Source organism: Microvirga makkahensis (genome assembly GCF_009830105.1).
GTDB classification, from domain to species: Bacteria; Pseudomonadota; Alphaproteobacteria; order Rhizobiales; family Beijerinckiaceae; genus Microvirga; species Microvirga makkahensis.
In genome coordinates this window covers 97,573-116,998 of sequence record NZ_WURB01000009.1, presented here as the reverse complement: position 1 = coordinate 116,998, position 19,426 = coordinate 97,573, and the positions used below count along the sequence as shown (strand labels likewise).

Annotated in this window: 17 protein-coding genes, 1 tRNA gene and 1 pseudogene; 12 read left to right on the top strand and 7 right to left on the bottom strand. The window is 63.4% G+C overall.

The window, feature by feature from the left end; all coding sequences use genetic code 11:
- Nucleotides 1–92 precede the first annotated feature (92 nt).
- Together cueR and GR328_RS14455 are read right to left on the bottom strand one after the other, a co-directional pair.
- The gene (gene cueR / locus GR328_RS14460) at nucleotides 93–539 is read right to left on the bottom strand and encodes a Cu(I)-responsive transcriptional regulator (protein ID WP_160885232.1); all 447 of its coding nucleotides are present in this window, start codon (nucleotides 537–539) and stop codon (nucleotides 93–95) included.
- Nucleotides 536–3,067, bottom strand: coding sequence for a heavy metal translocating P-type ATPase (locus tag GR328_RS14455; protein ID WP_160885231.1), 2,532 nt, complete (start codon nucleotides 3,065–3,067; stop codon nucleotides 536–538). Before GR328_RS14455 ends, cueR begins: the two co-directional genes overlap by 4 nt.
- Before the next feature lie 219 nt (nucleotides 3,068–3,286).
- On the opposite strand from GR328_RS14455, the gene GR328_RS14450 reads away from it, so the two are divergent.
- Nucleotides 3,287–4,129, top strand: coding sequence for an endonuclease/exonuclease/phosphatase family protein (locus GR328_RS14450; RefSeq protein ID WP_205790006.1), 843 nt, complete (start codon nucleotides 3,287–3,289; stop codon nucleotides 4,127–4,129).
- A 133-nt stretch (nucleotides 4,130–4,262) separates the two neighbouring features.
- The gene (locus GR328_RS14445; RefSeq protein ID WP_160885229.1) at nucleotides 4,263–5,057 is read left to right on the top strand and encodes a glycosyltransferase family 2 protein; all 795 of its coding nucleotides are present in this window, start codon (nucleotides 4,263–4,265) and stop codon (nucleotides 5,055–5,057) included.
- 21 nt (nucleotides 5,058–5,078) lie between these two features.
- Here GR328_RS14445 and GR328_RS14440 read toward each other — a convergent pair whose 3' ends face one another.
- Nucleotides 5,079–5,453, bottom strand: a complete 375-nt coding sequence (locus GR328_RS14440) for a RidA family protein (RefSeq protein ID WP_160885228.1) — start codon at nucleotides 5,451–5,453, stop codon at nucleotides 5,079–5,081.
- A gap of 155 nt (nucleotides 5,454–5,608) precedes the next feature.
- On the opposite strand from GR328_RS14440, the gene GR328_RS14435 reads away from it, so the two are divergent.
- The 8 genes and pseudogenes from GR328_RS14435 to GR328_RS14400 all read left to right on the top strand — a co-directional run bounded on the left by GR328_RS14435 (nucleotide 5,609) and on the right by GR328_RS14400 (nucleotide 9,507).
- A tRNA-Ser gene (locus GR328_RS14435) sits at nucleotides 5,609–5,699 on the top strand.
- Nucleotides 5,700–6,100: 401 nt separating this feature from the next.
- Nucleotides 6,101–6,730, top strand: coding sequence for a nitrile hydratase subunit alpha (gene nthA / locus GR328_RS14430; protein ID WP_160885227.1), 630 nt, complete (start codon nucleotides 6,101–6,103; stop codon nucleotides 6,728–6,730).
- A complete protein-coding gene (gene nthB / locus GR328_RS14425) occupies nucleotides 6,727–7,386 on the top strand; it encodes a nitrile hydratase subunit beta (protein ID WP_160885226.1) in 660 nt (219 codons plus the stop codon). The genes nthA and nthB overlap by 4 nt, the downstream gene beginning before the upstream one ends.
- 4 nt (nucleotides 7,387–7,390) lie before the next feature.
- Nucleotides 7,391–7,756, top strand: coding sequence for a nitrile hydratase accessory protein (locus tag GR328_RS14420; RefSeq protein ID WP_160885289.1), 366 nt, complete (start codon nucleotides 7,391–7,393; stop codon nucleotides 7,754–7,756).
- 275 nt (nucleotides 7,757–8,031) lie between these two features.
- Nucleotides 8,032–8,444: pseudogene (locus GR328_RS28730) on the top strand (GFA family protein).
- A gap of 252 nt (nucleotides 8,445–8,696) precedes the next feature.
- Nucleotides 8,697–8,912: a GntR family transcriptional regulator gene (locus GR328_RS28590; RefSeq protein WP_160885225.1), complete on the top strand. Its 216-nt coding sequence runs from the start codon at nucleotides 8,697–8,699 to the stop codon at nucleotides 8,910–8,912.
- Between the two features lie 8 nt (nucleotides 8,913–8,920).
- On the top strand, nucleotides 8,921–9,268 hold the full coding sequence (locus GR328_RS14405) for a hypothetical protein (RefSeq protein WP_160885224.1): 348 nt from the start codon (nucleotides 8,921–8,923) through the stop codon (nucleotides 9,266–9,268).
- On the top strand, nucleotides 9,265–9,507 hold the full coding sequence (locus GR328_RS14400; RefSeq protein ID WP_160885223.1) for a hypothetical protein: 243 nt from the start codon (nucleotides 9,265–9,267) through the stop codon (nucleotides 9,505–9,507). The genes GR328_RS14405 and GR328_RS14400 overlap by 4 nt, the downstream gene beginning before the upstream one ends.
- A 294-nt stretch (nucleotides 9,508–9,801) precedes the next feature.
- Here GR328_RS14400 and GR328_RS14395 read toward each other — a convergent pair whose 3' ends face one another.
- Entirely contained in the window at nucleotides 9,802–10,044 is a 243-nt protein-coding gene (locus GR328_RS14395) for a hypothetical protein (protein WP_160885222.1), read from the bottom strand.
- A 493-nt stretch (nucleotides 10,045–10,537) separates the two neighbouring features.
- On the opposite strand from GR328_RS14395, the gene GR328_RS14390 reads away from it, so the two are divergent.
- The gene (locus GR328_RS14390; protein ID WP_160885221.1) at nucleotides 10,538–12,469 is read left to right on the top strand and encodes an adenylate/guanylate cyclase domain-containing protein; all 1,932 of its coding nucleotides are present in this window, start codon (nucleotides 10,538–10,540) and stop codon (nucleotides 12,467–12,469) included.
- A 543-nt stretch (nucleotides 12,470–13,012) separates the two neighbouring features.
- Nucleotides 13,013–13,306 carry a hypothetical protein gene (locus GR328_RS14385; protein ID WP_160885220.1) on the top strand — a complete coding sequence of 98 codons (294 nt, stop codon included), beginning with the start codon at nucleotides 13,013–13,015 and terminating at the stop codon, nucleotides 13,304–13,306.
- 219 nt (nucleotides 13,307–13,525) lie between these two features.
- Here the strand turns inward: GR328_RS14385 and GR328_RS14380 are convergent, their stop codons facing one another.
- The 3 genes from GR328_RS14380 to GR328_RS14370 all read right to left on the bottom strand — a co-directional run bounded on the left by GR328_RS14380 (nucleotide 13,526) and on the right by GR328_RS14370 (nucleotide 19,300).
- On the bottom strand, nucleotides 13,526–16,852 hold the full coding sequence (locus GR328_RS14380) for a PAS domain S-box protein (protein ID WP_160885219.1): 3,327 nt from the start codon (nucleotides 16,850–16,852) through the stop codon (nucleotides 13,526–13,528).
- A gap of 656 nt (nucleotides 16,853–17,508) precedes the next feature.
- Complete coding sequence (locus GR328_RS14375) at nucleotides 17,509–18,246, bottom strand: adenylate/guanylate cyclase domain-containing protein (RefSeq protein WP_425487041.1); 738 nt, start codon at nucleotides 18,244–18,246, stop codon at nucleotides 17,509–17,511.
- A gap of 88 nt (nucleotides 18,247–18,334) precedes the next feature.
- Nucleotides 18,335–19,300 carry a hypothetical protein gene (locus GR328_RS14370; protein WP_160885217.1) on the bottom strand — a complete coding sequence of 322 codons (966 nt, stop codon included), beginning with the start codon at nucleotides 19,298–19,300 and terminating at the stop codon, nucleotides 18,335–18,337.
- Between the last annotated feature and the right edge of the window lie 126 nt (nucleotides 19,301–19,426).

The window sequence follows — 19,426 nt, the reverse complement described above, 5'->3', positions numbered from 1 at the left end:
CCGATCGGGCAAGCAAAGCGTTTGAGGCAATCGGGGTCACCGGCACGGGACCGGTGACGGCGCGGGATGACCGGGTCGACTGCTCTGCCGCTTCAAGCCTTGCCCAAGGCCCCGAAGCGCGCGTCCGCCTTGGCAAGGACGGGCGGGGAGTCTTCGTTCGCGAGCTCTTCGATGATCGGACAATGGGGGCGGGAATCCCCCGAGCAGTTCTCGGCAAGGTGCTTCAGCGTCGAGGCCATTTCCTGCAACTCGCGGATCTTGCGCTCGAGCACGCTCACATGGCCGAGCGCTATCGTCTTCACGTCCTTGCTCGCCCGCTCCCGGTCACGCCAGAGCGAGACGAGATCAGCGATCTGCTCCACGGAGAAGCCGAGATCGCGGGCGCGACGGATGAAGCGCAACGTATGCACGTCCTGCTCCGAATAGACACGGTAGCCCGCCTCCGTGCGGACGGTCTTCGGAATAAGGCCGATGGATTCGTAGTAGCGGATCATCTTGGCGGAAACGCCGGATGCAGCAGATGCATGTCCGATATTCATGCCGAAGCTCCTGCAGGTTGAGCAGCAGGCAGGTTCTCCTGCCTGACCTCGATGGGCGCCTTGAAACGGCGTAGGCGAAGCGCATTGCCGACGACGAAGACGCTGGAGAGGGCCATGGCCGCCGCGGCCGCCATGGGCGACAGCAGGGTGCCGTCGAAGGGATAGAGCACCCCCGCGGCGACGGGAATCAGCAGCACATTGTAGGCGAAGGCCCAGAACAGGTTCTGCCCGATATTGCGGATCGTCGCCTTGGACAGGGCGATGGCGTTCACCACGCCGCGCACGTCGCCGGACATGAGCACCACATCCGCGCTCTCGATGGCGATATCCGTGCCCGTGCCGATGGCGATGCCGATATCCGCCTCGGCGAGTGCCGGCGCATCGTTGATGCCGTCTCCCACGAAGGCGATGCGGCCATGGGTTTGGCGCAGGCGTTTGACCGCCTCCACCTTGCCCTCGGGCAGCACCTCGGCGACGACCTCGTCGATGCCGATCCGCCGCGCGATGGCTTCCGCCGTCTTGCGGTTGTCGCCGGTGATCATCGCGACTTTCAGCCCCAGAGCATGCAATGCGGCGATTGCGTCCGGGGTTGATTCCTTGATGGGATCCGCCACGGCGACGATGGCCGCGAGCCTCCCGCCGACCGCCGCGTAGAGCGGGCTCTTGCCCTCGGCGCCGAGGCGGGCCGCCGTCTCGGCGAAAGTGGCAGTGTCGAGACCGAGCGTGCGCATGAAGCGATCCGCGCCGACATGGATTTCGCGGCCTTCCACGGTGGCCGAGACGCCGAACCCTGGGACGGCCTCGAAGCCGTCGGTCGCGGGAAGGGTCATGCTCCGCCGCTCGGCCGCCGCAACGATGGCCTCGGCGATCGGGTGCTCGGAACGCGCTTCGACGGCGGCGACGAGCCTCAGGGTTTCGTCTTCGGAGAACCCGGGGGCGGTCACGAAATCGGTCAGGTCCGGACGGCCTTTCGTGAGCGTGCCGGTCTTGTCGAGCGCGACGACGCCGATTTCCTTCAGGCTCTGCAGGGCCTCGCCCTGGCGGAAGAGGACCCCTAGTTCCGCGGCGCGGCCGGTGCCGACCATAATCGAGGTGGGCGTGGCCAGTCCCATGGCGCAGGGGCAGGCGATGATCAGCACGGCCACCGCGTTCACGAGCGCGAAAGTGATCGCAGGGTCCGGGCCGAAGATGAGCCAGACCGCGAATGTGAGCGCCGCCGCGCCCATGACGGCCGGGACGAACCAGGCGGTGACCCTGTCGACCAGGGCCTGGATCGGCAGCTTGGACCCTTGCGCCTGTTCGACCATGCGGATGATCTGGGCCAGAACCGTGTCTGCGCCGATGCGCGTGGCGCGGAAGGTGAAGCCGCCCGTCTTGTTGATCGTGCCGCCGACCACCTCCGAGCCTTCGAGCTTCTGCACGGGCACGGGCTCGCCGGTGATCATGGATTCGTCGACGAAGGAGGAGCCGTCGACAACCTCGCCGTCGACCGGCACCTTCTCGCCGGGACGAACCTGCACGATGTCGCCGATCCGCACCTGATCGATCGGGATTTCCGAAGCCTCGCCGTTGCGGATAACCCGCGCGGTCTTCGGGGCGAGGCCGATCAGGCGCTTGATGGCCTCAGAGGTGCGGCCCTTGGCCTTTGCCTCGAGGAAGCGGCCGAGCAGGATCAGCGTCACGATGACCGCAGCGGCCTCGTAATAGACGTTGGCCATGCTGGCGGGCAGAAGGTCCGGCAGGAAGGTCGCCACCACCGAATAGGCGTAGGCCGCGCTGGTGCCGAGCACCACGAGCGAGTTCATGTCGGGCGCCCGGCGCAGCAGCGCGGGCACTCCCTTCTTGAAGAAGCGCAGGCCCGGGCCGAAGAGGACGAGCGTGGTGAGCGCGAATTGCAGGTACCAGCTCGTCCGGTGGCCAAGGGTGTTCATGACCCAATCGTGAATCGCGTCGACGAGGTGCGAGCCCATCTCGATCATGAGGACGGGCAGGGTGAGGATGGCGGCAAGCGCGAGCGAGCGCCTCAAGGCTGCGATTTCGGTCTCCCGGGTCGCGCGCTCCCGATCCGTCCGCTCGGCATCCTGCCGGACTTCCTCGGCCTCGTAGCCCGTCGCATCGACGGCCTCGATCATGCGGCCGACAACCTCCGTCCCGCCCAGGTAGCGCACGGATGCGCGCTCCGTCGCGAGGTTCACATGCGCATCGAGAACTCCGGGCGCGCGCTTGAGCGCCTTTTCCACCCGCGCCACGCATGAAGCGCAGGTCATGCCCCGAATGGCGAGTTCCGCGTGGCTCTCCGTGGGCTCATAGCCCGCCGTCCGGATCGCCTCTGCCACCGCCTTGGGATCGGCCTTGTCCTGGGCGAAAGATACATGAGCCCGCTCCGTCGCCAGGTTCACATTGGCGGCGGTCACACCCTCGACCGACCTGATCGCCTTTTCGACGCGGCCGACGCAGGACGCGCAGCTCATGCCCTGAACGGGAATGTCGAAGCTCTCCGCCTCGGCGGAAGGATTGGTGGTGGTCATCTGGAATCTCCTGATCCACTATATGGGATCGGGGTGTAGTCCTTCCAATCATGGGAAGGTCAAGCGCCCCTTTCCGGTTGCGTTTTTCAGGAACTCTGGCCGAAGATGGGTCATTGATCCGACACTTTCGCGCCTTAGGGCGCGAACCGAAACGTCATGGCATGTCCCTGTGGGGCAGTGCCTGTTCATCGTCACCAATGTTCGAGCCGGTACGGACCTTTGAAGCATAGCCATCATCAGGGGCGCCCCTTTCGGATCCTCACCTATAACGTACATCGCTGGCTAGGCACCGACAGAAAGATCTCGCCGGGGCGGATCGCCGAGGTCATTGCCGATTGCGAGCCGGATATCGTCGCGCTTCAGGAGGTGAGGGTCGGCCGCACCAGTGCCGGGGAGGTCGACCAGGCTGCGAACGTAGCGGATAGGCTTGGTATGGGCCTCCATTTCCAGCCCACGATCCGCATCCTAGGTGAGCAATACGGAATCGCGATCCTGACCAGGCATCCCGCTCGTCTGGTGAAGTCCGAACGCCTGCCCACTCAGTCGACGAGGCCGTCCTTCGAGAAGCGGAGCGCTCTGTGGGTGTGCACCGAGATCGACGGGCAGAAGATCAACGTCATCAACGCCCATCTGTCCCTCCGCTCCGGCGAGCGCCGGACTCAGGCCGCCGCGCTCGTGGGGCCCGAATGGATGGGGCATAGGGATTGTGCGGATCCGGCGATCCTGCTCGGTGATTTCAATGCGCCGCCTTACTCGCGCTCCTACCGCATAATCGCCGACCGCCTGCGGGACGCGCAGCTTTCAAATTCCCACGGGGAGCCGCAGCCCACCTTTCACACTCGTGCGCCCGTGCTGCGCCTCGACCATGTGTTCGTGACGAAATCGGTGCATGTGGTGAACGCTGCGCCGGTCAGGAACTCTCTCACGCGCGTCGCCTCCGATCACTTCCCGCTGCTGGCGGAACTGCGCGTGCGCCACCATGCCAGAGTTTCCGCTTCCGGGCCCAAGGAGGCACATGAGGGGGAGCTGCTCTCATCCGGCCACGGCAAGGCAACGGACTGAGACGGAGTGGCCTGTCTTCCCCGGCCTCCGGGGGCCACGGACGGGGCCCGAAAGCCATATGGCAGAGACGAGGGCGGCTAAGGGCTTGGCTCCTCTTGCCTTCTTTCATGAGGGCGGCTAGGCACCCGTTGCCATGCTTCCACTGTCCGTCTTCATCATTGCCAAGAACGAGGCCGACCGGATCGGAACGACGATCCGCGCCGTTCGCGACCTGACGGACGATCTGATCGTGATCGATTCGGGCTCGACCGACGGCACCCAGGCCGTCGCCGAGGAGCTCGGCGCTCGGGTGATCTTCAATCCCTGGCCCGGTTATGGCCAGCAGAAGCGCTTCGGCGAGGACCAGTGCCGGCATGAGTGGCTCCTCAACCTCGATGCGGACGAGGAGCTTTCACCGGCCTTGCGCGAGCAGATCAAGGCACTCTTCGCCGATGGGGAGCCTCCATGCCAAGCCTATTGCATCCGTATCGCGGAGACCTATCCGGGCGAGGCAGCGCCGCATCCCTTCGCCTATCGCCTCGCCCCCGTCCGGCTCTATCGCAGGGATGCTGGGCGATATTCGTCGTCGCTCGTTCATGACCGGGTGGATCTGAAGCCGGGGACGAAGATCGGAAAGCTCAGAGGGCTTGTCCATCACCGCTCCATCCGTTCGCTCGGCGACCAGATCGCGAAGCTCAATTTCTATACCGACCAGCTTGCCCTCGACCTGGAGGTGAGGGGGGTCTCCATCCCCACATGGCGGGTTTATTTCGAGTTTCCGGCGGCTTTCATCAAAGCCTATTTCGGGCGCCTGCATTTCCTGCGGGGCACCTATGGCTTCCTCATCGCCATGAACTACGCCATCTGGCGCCACCTGCGTCTGGCGAAGCACTATGAGAAGAAGCGCCTCAACGCGATGGCGAAGACGGCCAAGACCGAGCAGGCCTGAACGCCTTCGCCTCTGGCCGCCTCAAACGGCAGCCGTGACCTGGATCTCGAGAGCATAGGCCGGATCGGCGAGCCTGGCCTGCACGCAGGCCCGTGCGGGCGTGTGGCCCGGCACGACCCAGGCATCCCAGACGGCGTTCATTTCGTCATAGGACGCCATGTCCGTGAGCCAGATGGTGGCCTGCAGGAGCTTGGATTTGTCGCTGCCGATCTCGATCAGGGACTGCTCGATCTGCGCCAGCACATCCCGGGTTTGCTCGGTCACGGACCCGCCCAGGCTGGTTTCGGGCACATAGCCCGAGAAATAAGCGGTATTTCCGTGTATCACGAGATCGCTGTAACGGGCTGCCACGCCGATTCGCTTGATATCTGCCACGTCAGGCTCCTTTCGTTTCATGGGAGCCGCCTCCTAGCATGGGGGGCGGTATGCGGCCCAGGCTCCATGATTGGTTTCCCTCCGGCCGAGATGCTTTTTGGCCTTGACGAAGGGAGGCTGATCGCGTCTATTGCGCCACCGCGAGGCTGGGAGCAACACCCTGCCAGATCGCGAACGGAGACGTGGCCGAGAGGCTGAAGGCACTCGTTTGCTAAATGAGCATACCCCAAAAGGGTATCGAGGGTTCGAATCCCTCCGTCTCCGCCATTATTCTCAATTAAGAAGCTGTAAGAAAAATGTTTCGGCTGACGAAAGTCTGGCCCGAACGATGGCCTCGACTCGCGATCTGATTAGAGTGGCTCATTGCCCTTTCCATCAGAATACCAACCTGCAAGTTTGAGGGGGCGGCAGAGCATCTGACTTGCAATCAGAGGGTCCTGGGTTCGAGTCCCGGCGCGCTCACCAACTTTTCGAAGGGATACCGGCATCTGCCCTTTGAGCCGTTTTCGCCCAGGGAGCCAATAGTTGGCCAGACGATCGCTGCCGCTGCTCATGACACTCGACACAGACCGGCGGCCCAGAGGCTGATCCGCCGCTCTGGGCTGGCCTCCCTACCATCGCCCAGTTAGCATGGCCGCGACTCATCCGAATAGGCGAGGGCGGTACGTATGGTGCACGACCATCATCACCATGATAATGACGACCAAAGCCATCTCTCCGAGATCGAGCTGCGGGTGCGCGCACTCGAGTCGATCCTGGTCGAGAAAGGGTACGTCGATTCAGCGGCCATTGATGTGCTGGTTGAGACCTATGAGGTCAAGGTCGGCCCGCGCAACGGCGCCAAGGTGGTCGCCAAGGCTTGGGCCGATCCAGCCTACCGAGACTGGCTCCGAACCGACGCGACAGCCGCTATCGCCTCCTTGGGCTTCCTTGGCCGTCAGGGCGAGCACATGGTGGCGGTCGAGAACACGCCCGAGCAGCATAACTTGGTGGTGTGCACCCTCTGCTCCTGCTACCCCTGGCCGGTGCTCGGCCTGCCTCCTGTCTGGTACAAGTCCGCACCCTACCGCTCTCGTGCTGTACTTGATCCTCGCGCGGTTCTCGCCGAGTTCGGCGTGCGCCTGCCGGAGACCACCCGTGTCCGTGTTTGGGACTCGACCGCAGAGGTCCGGTACCTCGTGATCCCGATGCGCCCCGAACGCACAGAGGGCATGAGTGAGGAGGCGCTGGCCGACCTCGTGACCCGTGACTCCATGATCGGCACCGGTCTCGCCCTGCAGCCGGAGGCGATGCGATGAATGGCGCTCAGGACCTCGGCGGCATGATGGGCTTCGGCCCGATCCAGATGGAGCAGGACGAGCCCTGGTTCCATCACGAGTGGGAGCGACGGGCCTTCGGCCTCACCCTGGCAATGGGTGCTACCGGCAGTTGGAACCTCGACATGAGCCGGCACGCCCGCGAATCCTTGCCGCCTGCCGAGTATCTCACCTCGAGCTACTACGAGATCTGGACCAAGGGTGTCGAAAAGCTGCTTGTTGCAGCCGGGCTCGTCTCTGCGGAGGAACTGACACGTGGCCGGGCGCTAATGGAGCCGGCGCCGATCAAGCGGGTGCTCAAGGCGGAGGACGTGCCGGCAGTATTGGCCCGCGGCGGTCCGGCAGAGCGCCCGATCGAGCAGCCGGCGCGCTTTGCCGTTGGCGACCGGGTCCGCACCCGCAACATGCATCCCCAAGGCCACACCCGCCTGCCGCGCTATGCCCGCGGCAAGAGTGGGATCGTGGAGCTGGTGCACAGCGCCCATGTGTTCCCCGATGCGAATGCACATGGCCAAGGCGAGCAGCCGCAATGGCTCTACACCATCTGCTTCCCGGGTCGGGAGCTGTGGGGCGAGCAGGCGGATCCGACCGTCAGTGTCTCGATCGATGCCTGGGAGAGCTACCTTGAGCCGGCATGATGATATGACCCGTGTGGCCGCGACGGTTGCGCCGATCCCCCGCGATGAGGATGGCGAGCCTGTTTTCCGCGAGCCGTGGGAGGCCCAGGCCTTCGCGATGACGTTAGCCCTGTACGAGCAGGGTCTGTTCACCTGGACGGAATGGGCCGCAGCACTGTCGGCCGCGATCAAGCGCGCCCAGGCGGCGGGGGATTGCGACGATGGTTCGACTTACTATCAGCACTGGCTGGCCGCGATCGAGCGGTTGGTCAGCGACAAGGGCATTGCAACCGAGCAGGCGCTGGCGGAGCGCCGGGACGCATGGGACCGTGCGGCACACGCGACGCCACATGGGCAGCCGATCCTGCTCGAGAATGATCCTCTTCGCTAATCCAAGAGACTACCTGCGTGCATGGCAATGACGCAGGTGAGCCGATGGGTTGAGCCTCGGGGCTATTCCCGAACGGAAGATGCGCTCGTTCTATCCCGACCGTGGAGTGACATCTTGCATCCAGCTTCAGTTCCCGACGCTCACGCTGCCTGTGACGTCATCGATAAGCATCGGCAGGTCATACTCAGCCACGATCCTGTCTGAACAAAGTCCTAGTCTCAGGACTCATCAATCCGGCAGAGGGCAACGGCGGCTGTGATCCGCTTCAAACGAGCATGAGTATACTTATGACCCGAACGACTGCTGGCGCTTGTTTGTGTGGCACCGTCAGATTTCGGATTTCCGGAGAGTTCGAGCACTCTTTCCTTTGTCATTGCGCACGTTGTCGAAAGGATACGGGATCGGCACATGCGGCCAACTTGTTTCCATCGACAGCGACGAGAACTTGGATTTCTGGCCATGACAGTATTCAGATCTGCCAGGTACCCGACACGTAAAGAGTTTTTGCGCGAAATGCGGGTCTGCTCTTCCGAGTGTTCAATCGCAGGGTGCTCTGCTGGCTGTACCTGCCGGAAGCCTTGATAGCGCGATCGATACCCGACCACACGCGCATATTTGCTTTGCGAGCAGAGCAGAGTGGGACGCTTATCTGGAGAATATCCCCAAAGTAGACGGGCTTCGGGGCTAATTGGGCTGGTTTGGCGGCCACGTCCCGAAGGATCAAGCCTGGCCGCAATGGCATTAAGAGCTTCCAATGCCCGTTTCGTCCGCAATCCGGTCGTTCATCGTGTTGGGGATTCCACTTTCCTGGGAGACCGTGGAGGCGAACTGGAAACCCGCCAGGAGAAGGGCGTCGAACTGATCATACGTCTGGAAGCCGCAGATCGAGGACGAGGGTGAGCCCGAGGACCTGGCCTTCACCGGGGCGTTGCTGGCCGGTGTGCAGTCCGGCCGGCTCAAGCCGGGGCACCGCCTGCCGTCGCAGCGCCAGCTTGCGAACGAGCCCGGTGTCCACCTCACCACCGTTCCCCATGCATTGAACGAGGTTCGCGGGATGGGGCCGACGGAGGCCACCACGGGTCGGCGAAGCTATGTGCGCGGAAAGACCTTTGGACAGGATAACACTGCGCTCCCCGGCTCTCCGGTATCGACCTGACCTTGAACATGCCCCCGCAGCCGTCGGCGGCGAGGCTACGCGAGCGCACCCGGGAGGGGATCGCGGGCGTGCTGTCGTCGCATGGGCTCATGCACCTGCACTGTCAGGAGAGCATGAGAGCCGGACCGGACCGTGCCGTGGCCGCCCGCTGGCCCGGGGCGCGCTTGGGACCCGTCTTGGTTGACCATGTCGTGGTGACCGGAGGAGCCCAGGCAGCCTTCTATGCCATCGTGCGGGTTTTAGGAGGGCCTGGCGGCGCCGTCTGCGTTCCGGGCCTCACTTACCCGGGCCTGGGCGGTTACCAAGCAGTTCAAGGCGCGGTTGGTCCCAGCGGCCATGCACGAGGAAGGGATTGATCCTGCGGCACCGGAGGAGGCCTGCCGACGCGAGCGCCGAAGGCGGTCTACCGCTTTCCGACCATCCACAATCCTACGACCGCAACCATATCGGCCCAGCGATCCGCGTCTGGTCCCTGATGATGCCGCCCCTGATGGCGGCGCTGGCCTCAGGGTGGGTCCTCGACAGAACACCGGACGCCAACACCGCGGCGATCCGCGAGGAGAGCGCCGCCCGTCAGGTCGTCGCACCTTCTTGAAGCGCAGGTTCCGTGGAGCTTTGGCCAGCGCGAGCGGAAATGGGGCAAGGTAACAACAAACTCGCTTCTGTTACCTGAGGACACGCCGCAATCGGCAAGTGCTCGATCCAAGCACATCCACGAAGGTCATCCACTGACACTTCCCGAAATCAGAGCGAACGTCCGCTGTAGAGAGGAACACCGGACGTCAATCGGGGGAAGGGGATTGTGGGGCCTGACCCGAATGCGACATTCAGAGACTACGGCTTCGGTCAGGACAGGTTACCACGTGGCATGACCGAAGGAGCAGAAACGTCACAATTTCAGGATCGGGAGGACTTTTGCGCTGCCGTGTGCCCGGAGATCGAGGCCGTGCTCCCGAACCTCCTCGTCCGTGAGTTCACGTAGCGTTTCGGCACGTGCGTTCTGGCCCACTGCGGTCGCCGCCACAAGCTCGGCGTCATGCTCGTCCCGCGCGACCACCACCAGAGGTGCGGTCGTCGGCGCCTGCTTCCCCGGCTGGGTCACTGTTACCGTCACGCCAAACCCTTTGTTCATCCGAGTGCTCCCTCGTAGCTCGCTCATACACCTGATGAGACAGGCGTCTCTTGGTAGACTGCTCATTTCCGGAGGAGGTTCCAAATTGGTTTTCGGTTCATGGCCTATCGAGCACCGCACCCGGTTCCGAAGGTGAGAAAGTGGCACGAGGTAGACGAAAGCTGAGTTTTCAGCATCGTAGGCAAGCTGACCTGCACGGAGCCACGCTGAACGGGCTGAAAAAATTTCTCTTTCAAACCCGCCCAAAGCTCGCGCAGGAACTGAACAATACCGGTGATACGTTCGACTCTGTGTCTATGACTGTCGGGCCGCGCAAGCAGGTGATGATCAAGCTGGGGGCGAGCGGCGGCAAGGCGCCCTCTCTGGATACCGCGTCATCGGCGCCGTCGTCTTGGTCACCCTGTGAGTCGGCGCCAGTACGGTCTACCTTTACCGGCGTCAGTCGGTACACTGGTTCGGCCGCCGCTGGGGCGGGCAATCGGAAGGCTGGAGCATGCGGGTTCGGTTCGGCTTTCAACTCTCCGTCACGACGCTGTTCGTGGCAGTGGTGCTTGCCGTCGGCCTCACCCTGGTCTTCCTCAGTTTCGATCGCGCCCGCTCGATCACCCGCACGGCCGCCCTGGCCTTCATCGACCGGGTCGCCGACCACACGGCCGACCGGGTGGACGGGCAGTTCAAGGATGTGCTCGACATCCTGGAGGTCCTGCGGCAGCTCGAGCCAGTCGAGTCGGGCACGATCCTGGGCAACCCGTCTCTCTACGCCAACCTGGCAGCGCTTCTGCGCCGACACAGGCAGCTCTATAATCTCTACGTCGGTTACGATGACGGCGGGTTCATCGAACTAGATATGCTGAATCGGGCAGGACCTGCGGTCCGCGCGCAACTCCACGCGCCGCCCGATGCCGCCTTCAGGCTGACCGTCATGGAAACGCCGGCCGGGGAGACATCACGGATCCGCTTCACATCCTATCTCTCTTCCGATCTCGCCATCCTGGCCCAGGACCATCGCACGGCCGATTACGACCCGCGCGAGCGGCCATGGTATCGGGACGCCTTCCTGCCCGGAGCAGGTCCGATCACCGAACCTTACGTTTTCAAGCTCGCCAACCTGATCGGCTACACGGTGCGGGCACCATTCCCGCAAGGGCGGCGTGGCGTCGTTGCTGGGGACATCCTTCTCACCGAGACGGATGCCTTTCTGCGCTCGCAGAAGCTCGGCACCTCCGGTGTCGTGTTTCTGTTCGATGACAGCGGCCGGATCGTCGCCCATCCCCGCATGGAGGAGGTTTTTCATGCGCGAACGGCGGACCCTCCCCTCGACCTGCCGCGCCTCGGCCAGCTCGTGGCCGTTGACATTGCACCGCCCTTAAACGCCTGGCAGCAGGGCGCGGCGGCACAGCAGATCTTCGAGGCGGCAGACGGGCGGACCTATGTCGTGGCGTTCCGCTCGATCGGAACGGCCCGATCCTCCGGTCTCAGCCTTGCCGTCATGGCGCCGCTCGACGAGTTTTTCGCCGAGATCGAGGCCGGGCGCCGCCAGCTGTTTCTCTTGGCGCTCGGTCTCGTCCTTGCGGCACTCCCGGTCGTCTGGGGCATCGGCTCGATGCTGTCAGGATCCATGAAGGCATTGGCGCGGGAGACCGATCGCATCCAGAAATTCAAGACCGACGGGCCCCCGAGGAGGATCAGCTCGATCATCCGTGAGATAGACGACCTAGGACGATCCGTTGCCACCATGCGGACCGTGGTGCGGACCTTCGCCAGTTTCGTGCCGAAGCGCCTCGTCCAGCAGCTCGTCGCCACGGGCGATGCGCTCCAGCCCGGCGGCTCTCGTCGCGAGGTCACTGTCCTGTTCACCGACATTACGGGTTTTACCGCCATCACCGAGAAGGCGGATCCCGAGCAGGTCATGCTTCGCACCTCGCGTTATCTCGCCGTGCTGTCCGCCGTTATCACGGAGCACGGCGGCACGGTCGACAAATTCGTCGGTGACGCCATCATGGCGATCTGGAACGCGCCGACCGACGATTCCGATCATGTGGCACATGCCTGTGCGGCCGTGCTGGCCTGCCGTGAGGCCAACCGGAGGCTCAACGGGGAATTCGAGCGCGAGGGCTGGCCGGCCTACCGGACCCGGTTTGGGCTCCACACCGGGGAAGCTGTCGTCGGCACCATCGGATCGGATGACCGGATGGCTTACACAGTTCTCGGTGCGGTGGTGAATCTGGCGGCGCGGCTGGAGCCGCTCAACAAGGAATACGGCACGGACATCCTGGTCAGCGATGCTATCCAACGCCGAGTGTCTGACCGCTTCGCATTCCGGGCTGTCGACACGATCCAGCCAAAAGGATTCGAGGCGAGGATCCGAGTCTACGAACTCTGCGGTGAGCTGAATGAGCATTCCCGCAGAGAAAATCGCGCCTGATGAGAGGACTTGATGCGAGGGCCTACCGGTGCACCACCACATTGCCCCAGGCATGGTTTTGGATCCCTCGGAAATTCTGGTCGAGCTCGGTTGCCGCGAGATTGCCGATGCGCTACCGGCGCCACTGTCAGAATGCCGGTTGCGACCGCGATCTGCGCCTTCAGGGCAGCCTTGTAGGAGCTTCTCACCCGCTGCCGGCGTTCCTCGTGCATCAGGATCTTAGGTAGCGCTGAGCTCCCGCCGCCGGTCTTGGCATACCCCTGCGGCGTCTGTTCGGCTCGGTATTGCATGAAGGCAGAGAAGAGCGCTTCCTCCACGTCAGCAGGCCGGACGTCCTGAGCCGCGCAGGATTTGACCATCCCAAGCGCATTTCGAAGTCTCGTCCGAGGTTCGCCCAAAGCGTTACCACGCCGGTGTTCGTCATGCGAACAATCCGAAGCCGGGCTCGCATGCAATCTGAGAACAACGTCCCAGCTTAACGATCCCTAGAGCGATCGGCAGTAAAAAGCGACACGTGGGTCTGAAAAGATCTCCAGTCTTTCGATGATCGTTGTCGGGGCGTGCATGGCCAATTCCTCAAAACTGCTGAACGCTTATGAACGGATGGTGGCTGCGGAGGAGGAGAAGCGCCGCCTGATGCCAGAGAGGCTTGTGACGCTTATTGCGGACAGACCCTGGATCGAGGCCGTGAGCCAGCATTCACAAGCCCGCCAAGCCTTCTTGGAGGCTGCAATCAATTTTTGCCGATCCGAGAAAGCGAAAGCGCCGAAGAGCTCCCGCGAAACGCATGCAAAGCCAACGATCAGGACAAGCACTCAGGAAGCACACGTGCCGTAAGAACTGCATCCAACTCCTTCGGGCTATCCTGCAAGCGCGCTGAATCATGGTCTGGTTCGAGGCAGAGCTCGGTTGGATTTCTGCATTGGCAGCAGGAGCAGACCTTCAATGGCGCCCGCTCTACGTCGCGGCTTTCCCCTCTGCGGACATTCCAGTGAATGATTTACGGAGCCGGCCCTGGCCCTTTCGTGTGAAGGAACTCCGGGAACCCTCGCCGCTTCAGCGGTCGCGGCGCTTCCTGCGTTGCGTGACGCGGCGCAGCACCCGCGACAGCTCCTCGGCCGCATACGGCTTGTGCAGAAGCTCGAATCCGTGCCGGCTCTCCTCGGCCAGGACGTGACTGTAGCCCGATGTGAGCACCACCGGCAGGCCGGGATAGCGGCGCCGGATTTCTTGTCCGAGCTCTACGCCGTCGATGCCGGGCATGACCACGTCCGAGAACACCACATCGAACCCGGCGCCTGTCTCCTCCAGCACCTTGAGCGCCTCGTCGCCATTCGTAGCCCAGGTGGTCTCGTAGCCGAGATCCTGAAGCGTCTGTGTTGAGAAGCGGCCCACGTCGACATTGTCCTCGACGAGCAGCACCCGGCGCCCGCGTCCGTGTTCCGCCGGTTCTTGCCCAGATGGGACTTCGTCGTCCTCCCCATCTGGGTCGGCATCTATCCGGGGCAGGTAGAGGGTGAATGTAGTGCCCTTTCCAATCTCACTCCGGACGTCGACGTCGCCGCCGGATTGCTTGGAGAACCCATACACTTGGCTCAGGCCGAGGCCCGTTCCCTTGCCCACCTCCTTGGTGGTGAAGAAGGGCTCGAAGATGTGCGGGAGCTGGTCGGTGGGAATCCCGGAGCCGGTGTCACTGACAGAGATGGCCGCGAAGTCGCCGCTACCGCCGCTATGGCCGCGGATCGGCGGCAGATGGCTGAGGCTCTCCACCCGTAGGGTGAGGGTGCCCTCGCCATCCATGGCATCACGAGCATTCACCGCCATATTGACCAGCGCCGTCTCGAACTGGCTCGCGTCCGCCTCCACATGGCAGCGCTCGCAGTCGATTTCGGTAATGATCCTGATACGCGAGCCCACGATGGTGCCGAGCATGTCCGTGATGCCGCGGATCCGGTCCGCGATGTCGAACACCTCGGGCTTGAGCGCCTGCCGCCGGGCGAAGGCCAGGAGCTGGCGCGTGAGCTTCGACGCGCGCTCCACGGTATCGGAGATCGCGTCCACATATCGGCGCCTGCGCTCGTCCGGAAGATCAGGACGGCGCAGGAAGTCCACGGACGAGCGGATGATCGTGAGCAAATTGTTGAAGTCGTGCGCCACGCCGCCCGTCAACTGGCCAATGGCTTCCATCTTTTGCGCCTGCCGCAGGGCCTCCTGGGCTGTTGTCAGAGCCTCCTCCTTGCGCCGCTCCTCCGTCACGTCGCGGCCGCTGGCATAGACGAGATCGCCCTCGGGAGCGGCGACCCAGGCGATCCAGCGGTAGCTGCCGTCCCGGTGCCGGCTCCGGAGCGCAGAACTCGATAGTGGGCCGTGGGAGGCAGACGCCAGGGCTGCGCGGGCCGCGTCGTGGTCGTCCGGATGGAGCAGATCGAGATAGTGGAGCCCCGCCAGCTCCTCCGGTGCCCAGCCCAGGATCGTGGACCAGGCCGGGTTGGTCGCGTGCAGGATGCCCCGCGTATCGAGCACGAGCAGGAGGTCCTGAGAGTTGTTCCAGGTCCGGTCGCGCTCGGCGATGGCCTGGCATACCCGTTGCTCCAGGGTGGCATTCAGCTCGCGCAGCTCGTTCTCCCGCGCGCGCAGCTCGGTGATGTCGGTGTGGACACCCACCCATTCCCGGATCTCGCCGCTCGCATCAAAGGCAGGAATGGCTCGGATCGAGAACAGCCGCCATATACCGTCGTGCCGGCGGACGCGGTGCTCGAATATGAAGGGCCTGCGCTCCCGCACGGCCTCGGTCCAAGCCTCGATACTGGCGTCGGCATCATCGGGATGAACCGCCTTCGCCCAGCCGATGCCTTGGTACTCCTCGTACGTCTGTCCGGTGAGCGCGGCCCAGCCGGGCTGCTCGCCCACCATCTCGCCCCGGGCATTGTTGGTCCACAATACGCCCTGCACCGCATCGATTGCCGCCCGGAAGCGTGCCTCGCTCTCGCGCAGATCCTGCTCGGCTTTCCTGCGGTCCGTGATGTCGAGCACGAACTCGACCACCTCGTCGCCGACCTTGCGCGGGGCGAACAAACCCCACCAGCGGGAGCCGTCCTTGCGGAAGTACTGCTTCTCGTAAGGGGTCGCTTCCCCCAGCGTGGTCACCTGCTCAACGGCCCGCCTGGACTCCGGGTGGAACTCCTCCGGCGTGAGCTCCTGCCACGTCTTGCCGAGGGCCTCCTCGCGGCTGAAGCCGGTCATCCTCAGGAAGGCATCGTTCATCTCCGTCAGTCCGAAGCCTGGACCCCAGAACAGCACGCCGACCGTGCTGATCGAAAGGGCACCCCTGAGCCGCTCCTCGCTGTGGCGGAGTTCTTCGCCCACTTGCATCCGCTCGATGGCGGATGCCGCGAACTGCGCCAGTTGCACCACGATGGCCTCGTCGACCTCGTCGAACTCGCCCTCGATCTTGTCCGAGAGCTGGAGCAGACCGAGGTTCCTGCCGTCGTGGCCAACAAGTGCAGTCGCGAGCCAGCCACGCATGGGCGGGTGCTCGCCCGTGTGCTCGCCGAAGGCACGCCAGCGCGGATGGGCCTCAAGCTCGGTCTGGGTCATGCGCACCGTCCGGTTGCCTTCGCAGATCCAGGCACAGATGCCGGAGCCGTCCGGCAGCTTGTCGAAGCTCCGCCCCATGGCGTACTTGTCGGAGAGCGAGACGGCCGTGATGGCCTGTGACGAGTCCGCGCCTTGGGCGGTGCTGCAAATGGCCTGGTGCGCACCGACGATGTCCCGGGCTGCCACCGTGATCGCGTCGAGGGTGGTAGGCAGATCGACAGCGCCCATGATGGTGCGGGCCACCTCTGCGAGCGCTCTCATCTGCTCCAGGCGGCGGAGCTGGTTGCGCTCGGCGTGAAGCTGTTCGGTGCGGTCGCGCAGGATCTTCACGAAGCCGCCGGAGCCGTCGCGCAGCGGCATCAGCAATCCGGTGGCGAAGAACCGCGACCCGTCCTTACGCACGTGCCAGCGCTCGTTCTCGGCGCTGCCACGGGCGGCTGCAACGCGCATCTCCTCCTCGGGCACGCCAGTCTCTCGGTCCTCGGGGGTGTAGATCAGGCGGGTGTGGCGGCCAAGGACTTCATCCTCGCTCCAGCCGTGGATGAGCCGGGCGCCCTCGTTCCAGGAAGTCAGGAGGCCGTCCGCGTCCATGGTGAAGATGGCGTAGCCGGTCGCGCTCTCCAGGATCACATCCTCGTGTCCGACCGGAGGCGGATTCCCGCGTATCAACCTGTGGGGAGCATCGCGGGCGCTACTGAGGCGGGCGACCTCAGCCCTCAGCTCGGCATTCTGATGGCGCAGTTCCCGGAGTTCGTCGATGGGGCTCTCCCTGTCCTGGCGTCGCATCCGTCAGGCTACTCCCGACTTCGCGGGCGGCTGTGGGGTCCCCGCAGGCAGGTGCTGGTAGCGCAGTCCTCGCGCCGATGCCGATGGCAACACGGCCTTCCCCTTTGATAATCCCGGGCATATCAACGCTCTGGCAAGGCCAGGGTTTCGTGTCGCCTGATGTTGCCAGCAAGAAGGGACCAATGCAGGCGCGACCATCCTGCCCGCGATCTCGGTGCACAGGGGCTGGAGACCCTCGGCCCCTCTTATCCGCGGCCGCCCTGGGTTGTCACGAACGATTGGTGCCATCAGGCGGCGGGGCGGTCGCTTGGCTCCTGCTGGCGAGCAACTCTCTGAAATGCTCGCTGGGACGAGGAAGGGTTCCAGATAGGGCTGGAGCGGTGCAACTCGGGGCAGCCCGCTCCACTGGCTGTGCGTCCGTGCCGTCCACGTGCCGTCCACATGGCGAATGACTGCTTCTGTCACATCCCGGAACCAGGTTGAATGTCCGCTCATGCAGCGAACAGCGGGCGTTCGCGCAGGGCAGGGGATCGGCAGAGAATGATCCAGGGCGGATCTTCGCCAGTCGGATCGATTGCCCACAGGAATGTGCGAAGCAATGAGGGCCGGGCCCCAACGGGATTGTTGGAGCCATGTGGTCTCACTGGGAGCTTCATTCAGGCGGCGTAAAGCCTTACAGGGGCATCAAATCCCTTTAGGCTATATGCTCGTCCATCGCCTCTAACCACGTCGGGACCGGCCCGATGCTGAACGGCCTGGGTGACCAGTATCTGGCCGGCGTCGGCTGCCGATTGGGCGCGAGCGGCCGTGTTTACGACCGTTCCAATCGCAGTCAGATCACGCAGCGACCGACCGAACTCGCCAAAGCTGGCAGGGCCGGAGTCTATGCCGATGCCGACCCCAAGGTCACTCCTGCCAAGTCCAGCATTCTCAGCCAGGAGAGGCTCCCGTCGGGCTCTGCAGCGACGCTGGATCTCGTGTGCCGCCAGCACGGCCTGTGCGGCGTGATTGTCGTGACGGATGGGAAAATTGAAGATGGCCATGACGGAGTCGCCAACCGTCTTATTGAGAAGGCCGTCGTACTCCCAGATGGCCGCCGCACATTCATCGTAAAAGGCGTCGAGCATCGACGAGACAGAGGCGGGCGAAAGCGATTGCGACAGGGCCGTATAGCCTCTTAGGTCTGCAAAAAGCACAGACACGTCGACCGTGATCTTGCGCGCTTTCATGACCCGCGTGAACATCAACTCGCAAACTGTGCAGGTGTTCGGGTTCATCCGGCTGGGACGAATACCAAAGGCTTTGAAGGGAACGGAAGCCAAACCACGCAGCGGTATAGGGACACGCATCTGCTGCCAGCAACCCTTGCAGATCATTGATGGAGGGGGAGACATCGACTCAACCCTTTCCGAATTCTGGCGATACAGAGCTACGGCGCCAACAGGATATGCCGGATTTGGCGGAAACCCTAGTCAACTCCGGCTACTGAGCCCCTCGTGGAGCAGTCCAGGTGTTGCTAAGCCGGTCCAGCAGGAGGCCAAGAGCGCCAACGCTGTCTGGTGTTGCTTCCAGCAGGCCTGTCCCTCCTTCCGGCAACAGAAATTCTTTCATATGTTCGGCACAGTCTAGACGTTCGTCCTCTGGACCATAACCGAGGTCGGCTAGCTCACGGCTGATGAGCTTCCCCAATGGCTCCAGGTATGTGGTGCGGCTCCTGCCGGAGGCGTCAGCCGCTGAGTGATCGCGAATGAAGAGAATACGCGAGGCACAAGGGCGAGCACCGAAGTCATGCAAGGCCGAACCGCTGAACACACCTCCAATCAGGTTAGCTGGCGGTGATGGAACGCAAAGGGCAAATAGATAACATCTGCCGCTTTCACGGCAGACAGCCATTGCTTGAGCGGTTCGCCCGTCACAGATCACCGCTCCGTCCATTATGACGATACGTCCGAAAAGCGCTTCTGAGTAAGTAAGTTTCAGCCCCGACGTGCCGTTTCGACTGATGTCGACCTGTCCAAGAATGAGCTTACCGGATTGTGCCTGCGACCATGCCAGAGACAAAGCAAGATAACGCCCCATTAGAAGTTGGTTGATGGACCATGTGCCTCCATCCAGAGGGAATGCAGAAGAGGCCTGACCGGTTGAGGATGCCTCGCGCATGAGTTCAGCGAGTGTCGTAGTCGGGACCCTGTGATGCGCCGAGAGGGAGGTGGCGAACTCCTCAAAGGACGCCGCCGCAATGAAGGAGCCGGTAAGATCCCCCCCAAGGATACGAGCCCACTCATCGTAGACCTGAGACATTCGCGGCGCTGACTTGCCGCCCAGCCACTTATAGGCGTTCTGCAGAGTAAAGGAGGTGGCCGAATTCACAGCCGAGAAACGACGACACAGATCCTTTGGCGAAATTCCGAGCGCCACAAGCGTCAGCTTGAGTTTCAAGGCGACCAAGGGCCCGGCAGTTCCTTCTCTCATCGGGCGTGTGGCGGAGCCCTTGCTGCCTCTGTTATGAGGTATCATTTGCCAATGAGCTTTCTTCTCGCGACCATAGAATGACACGATGACTTGCGCGGTCCA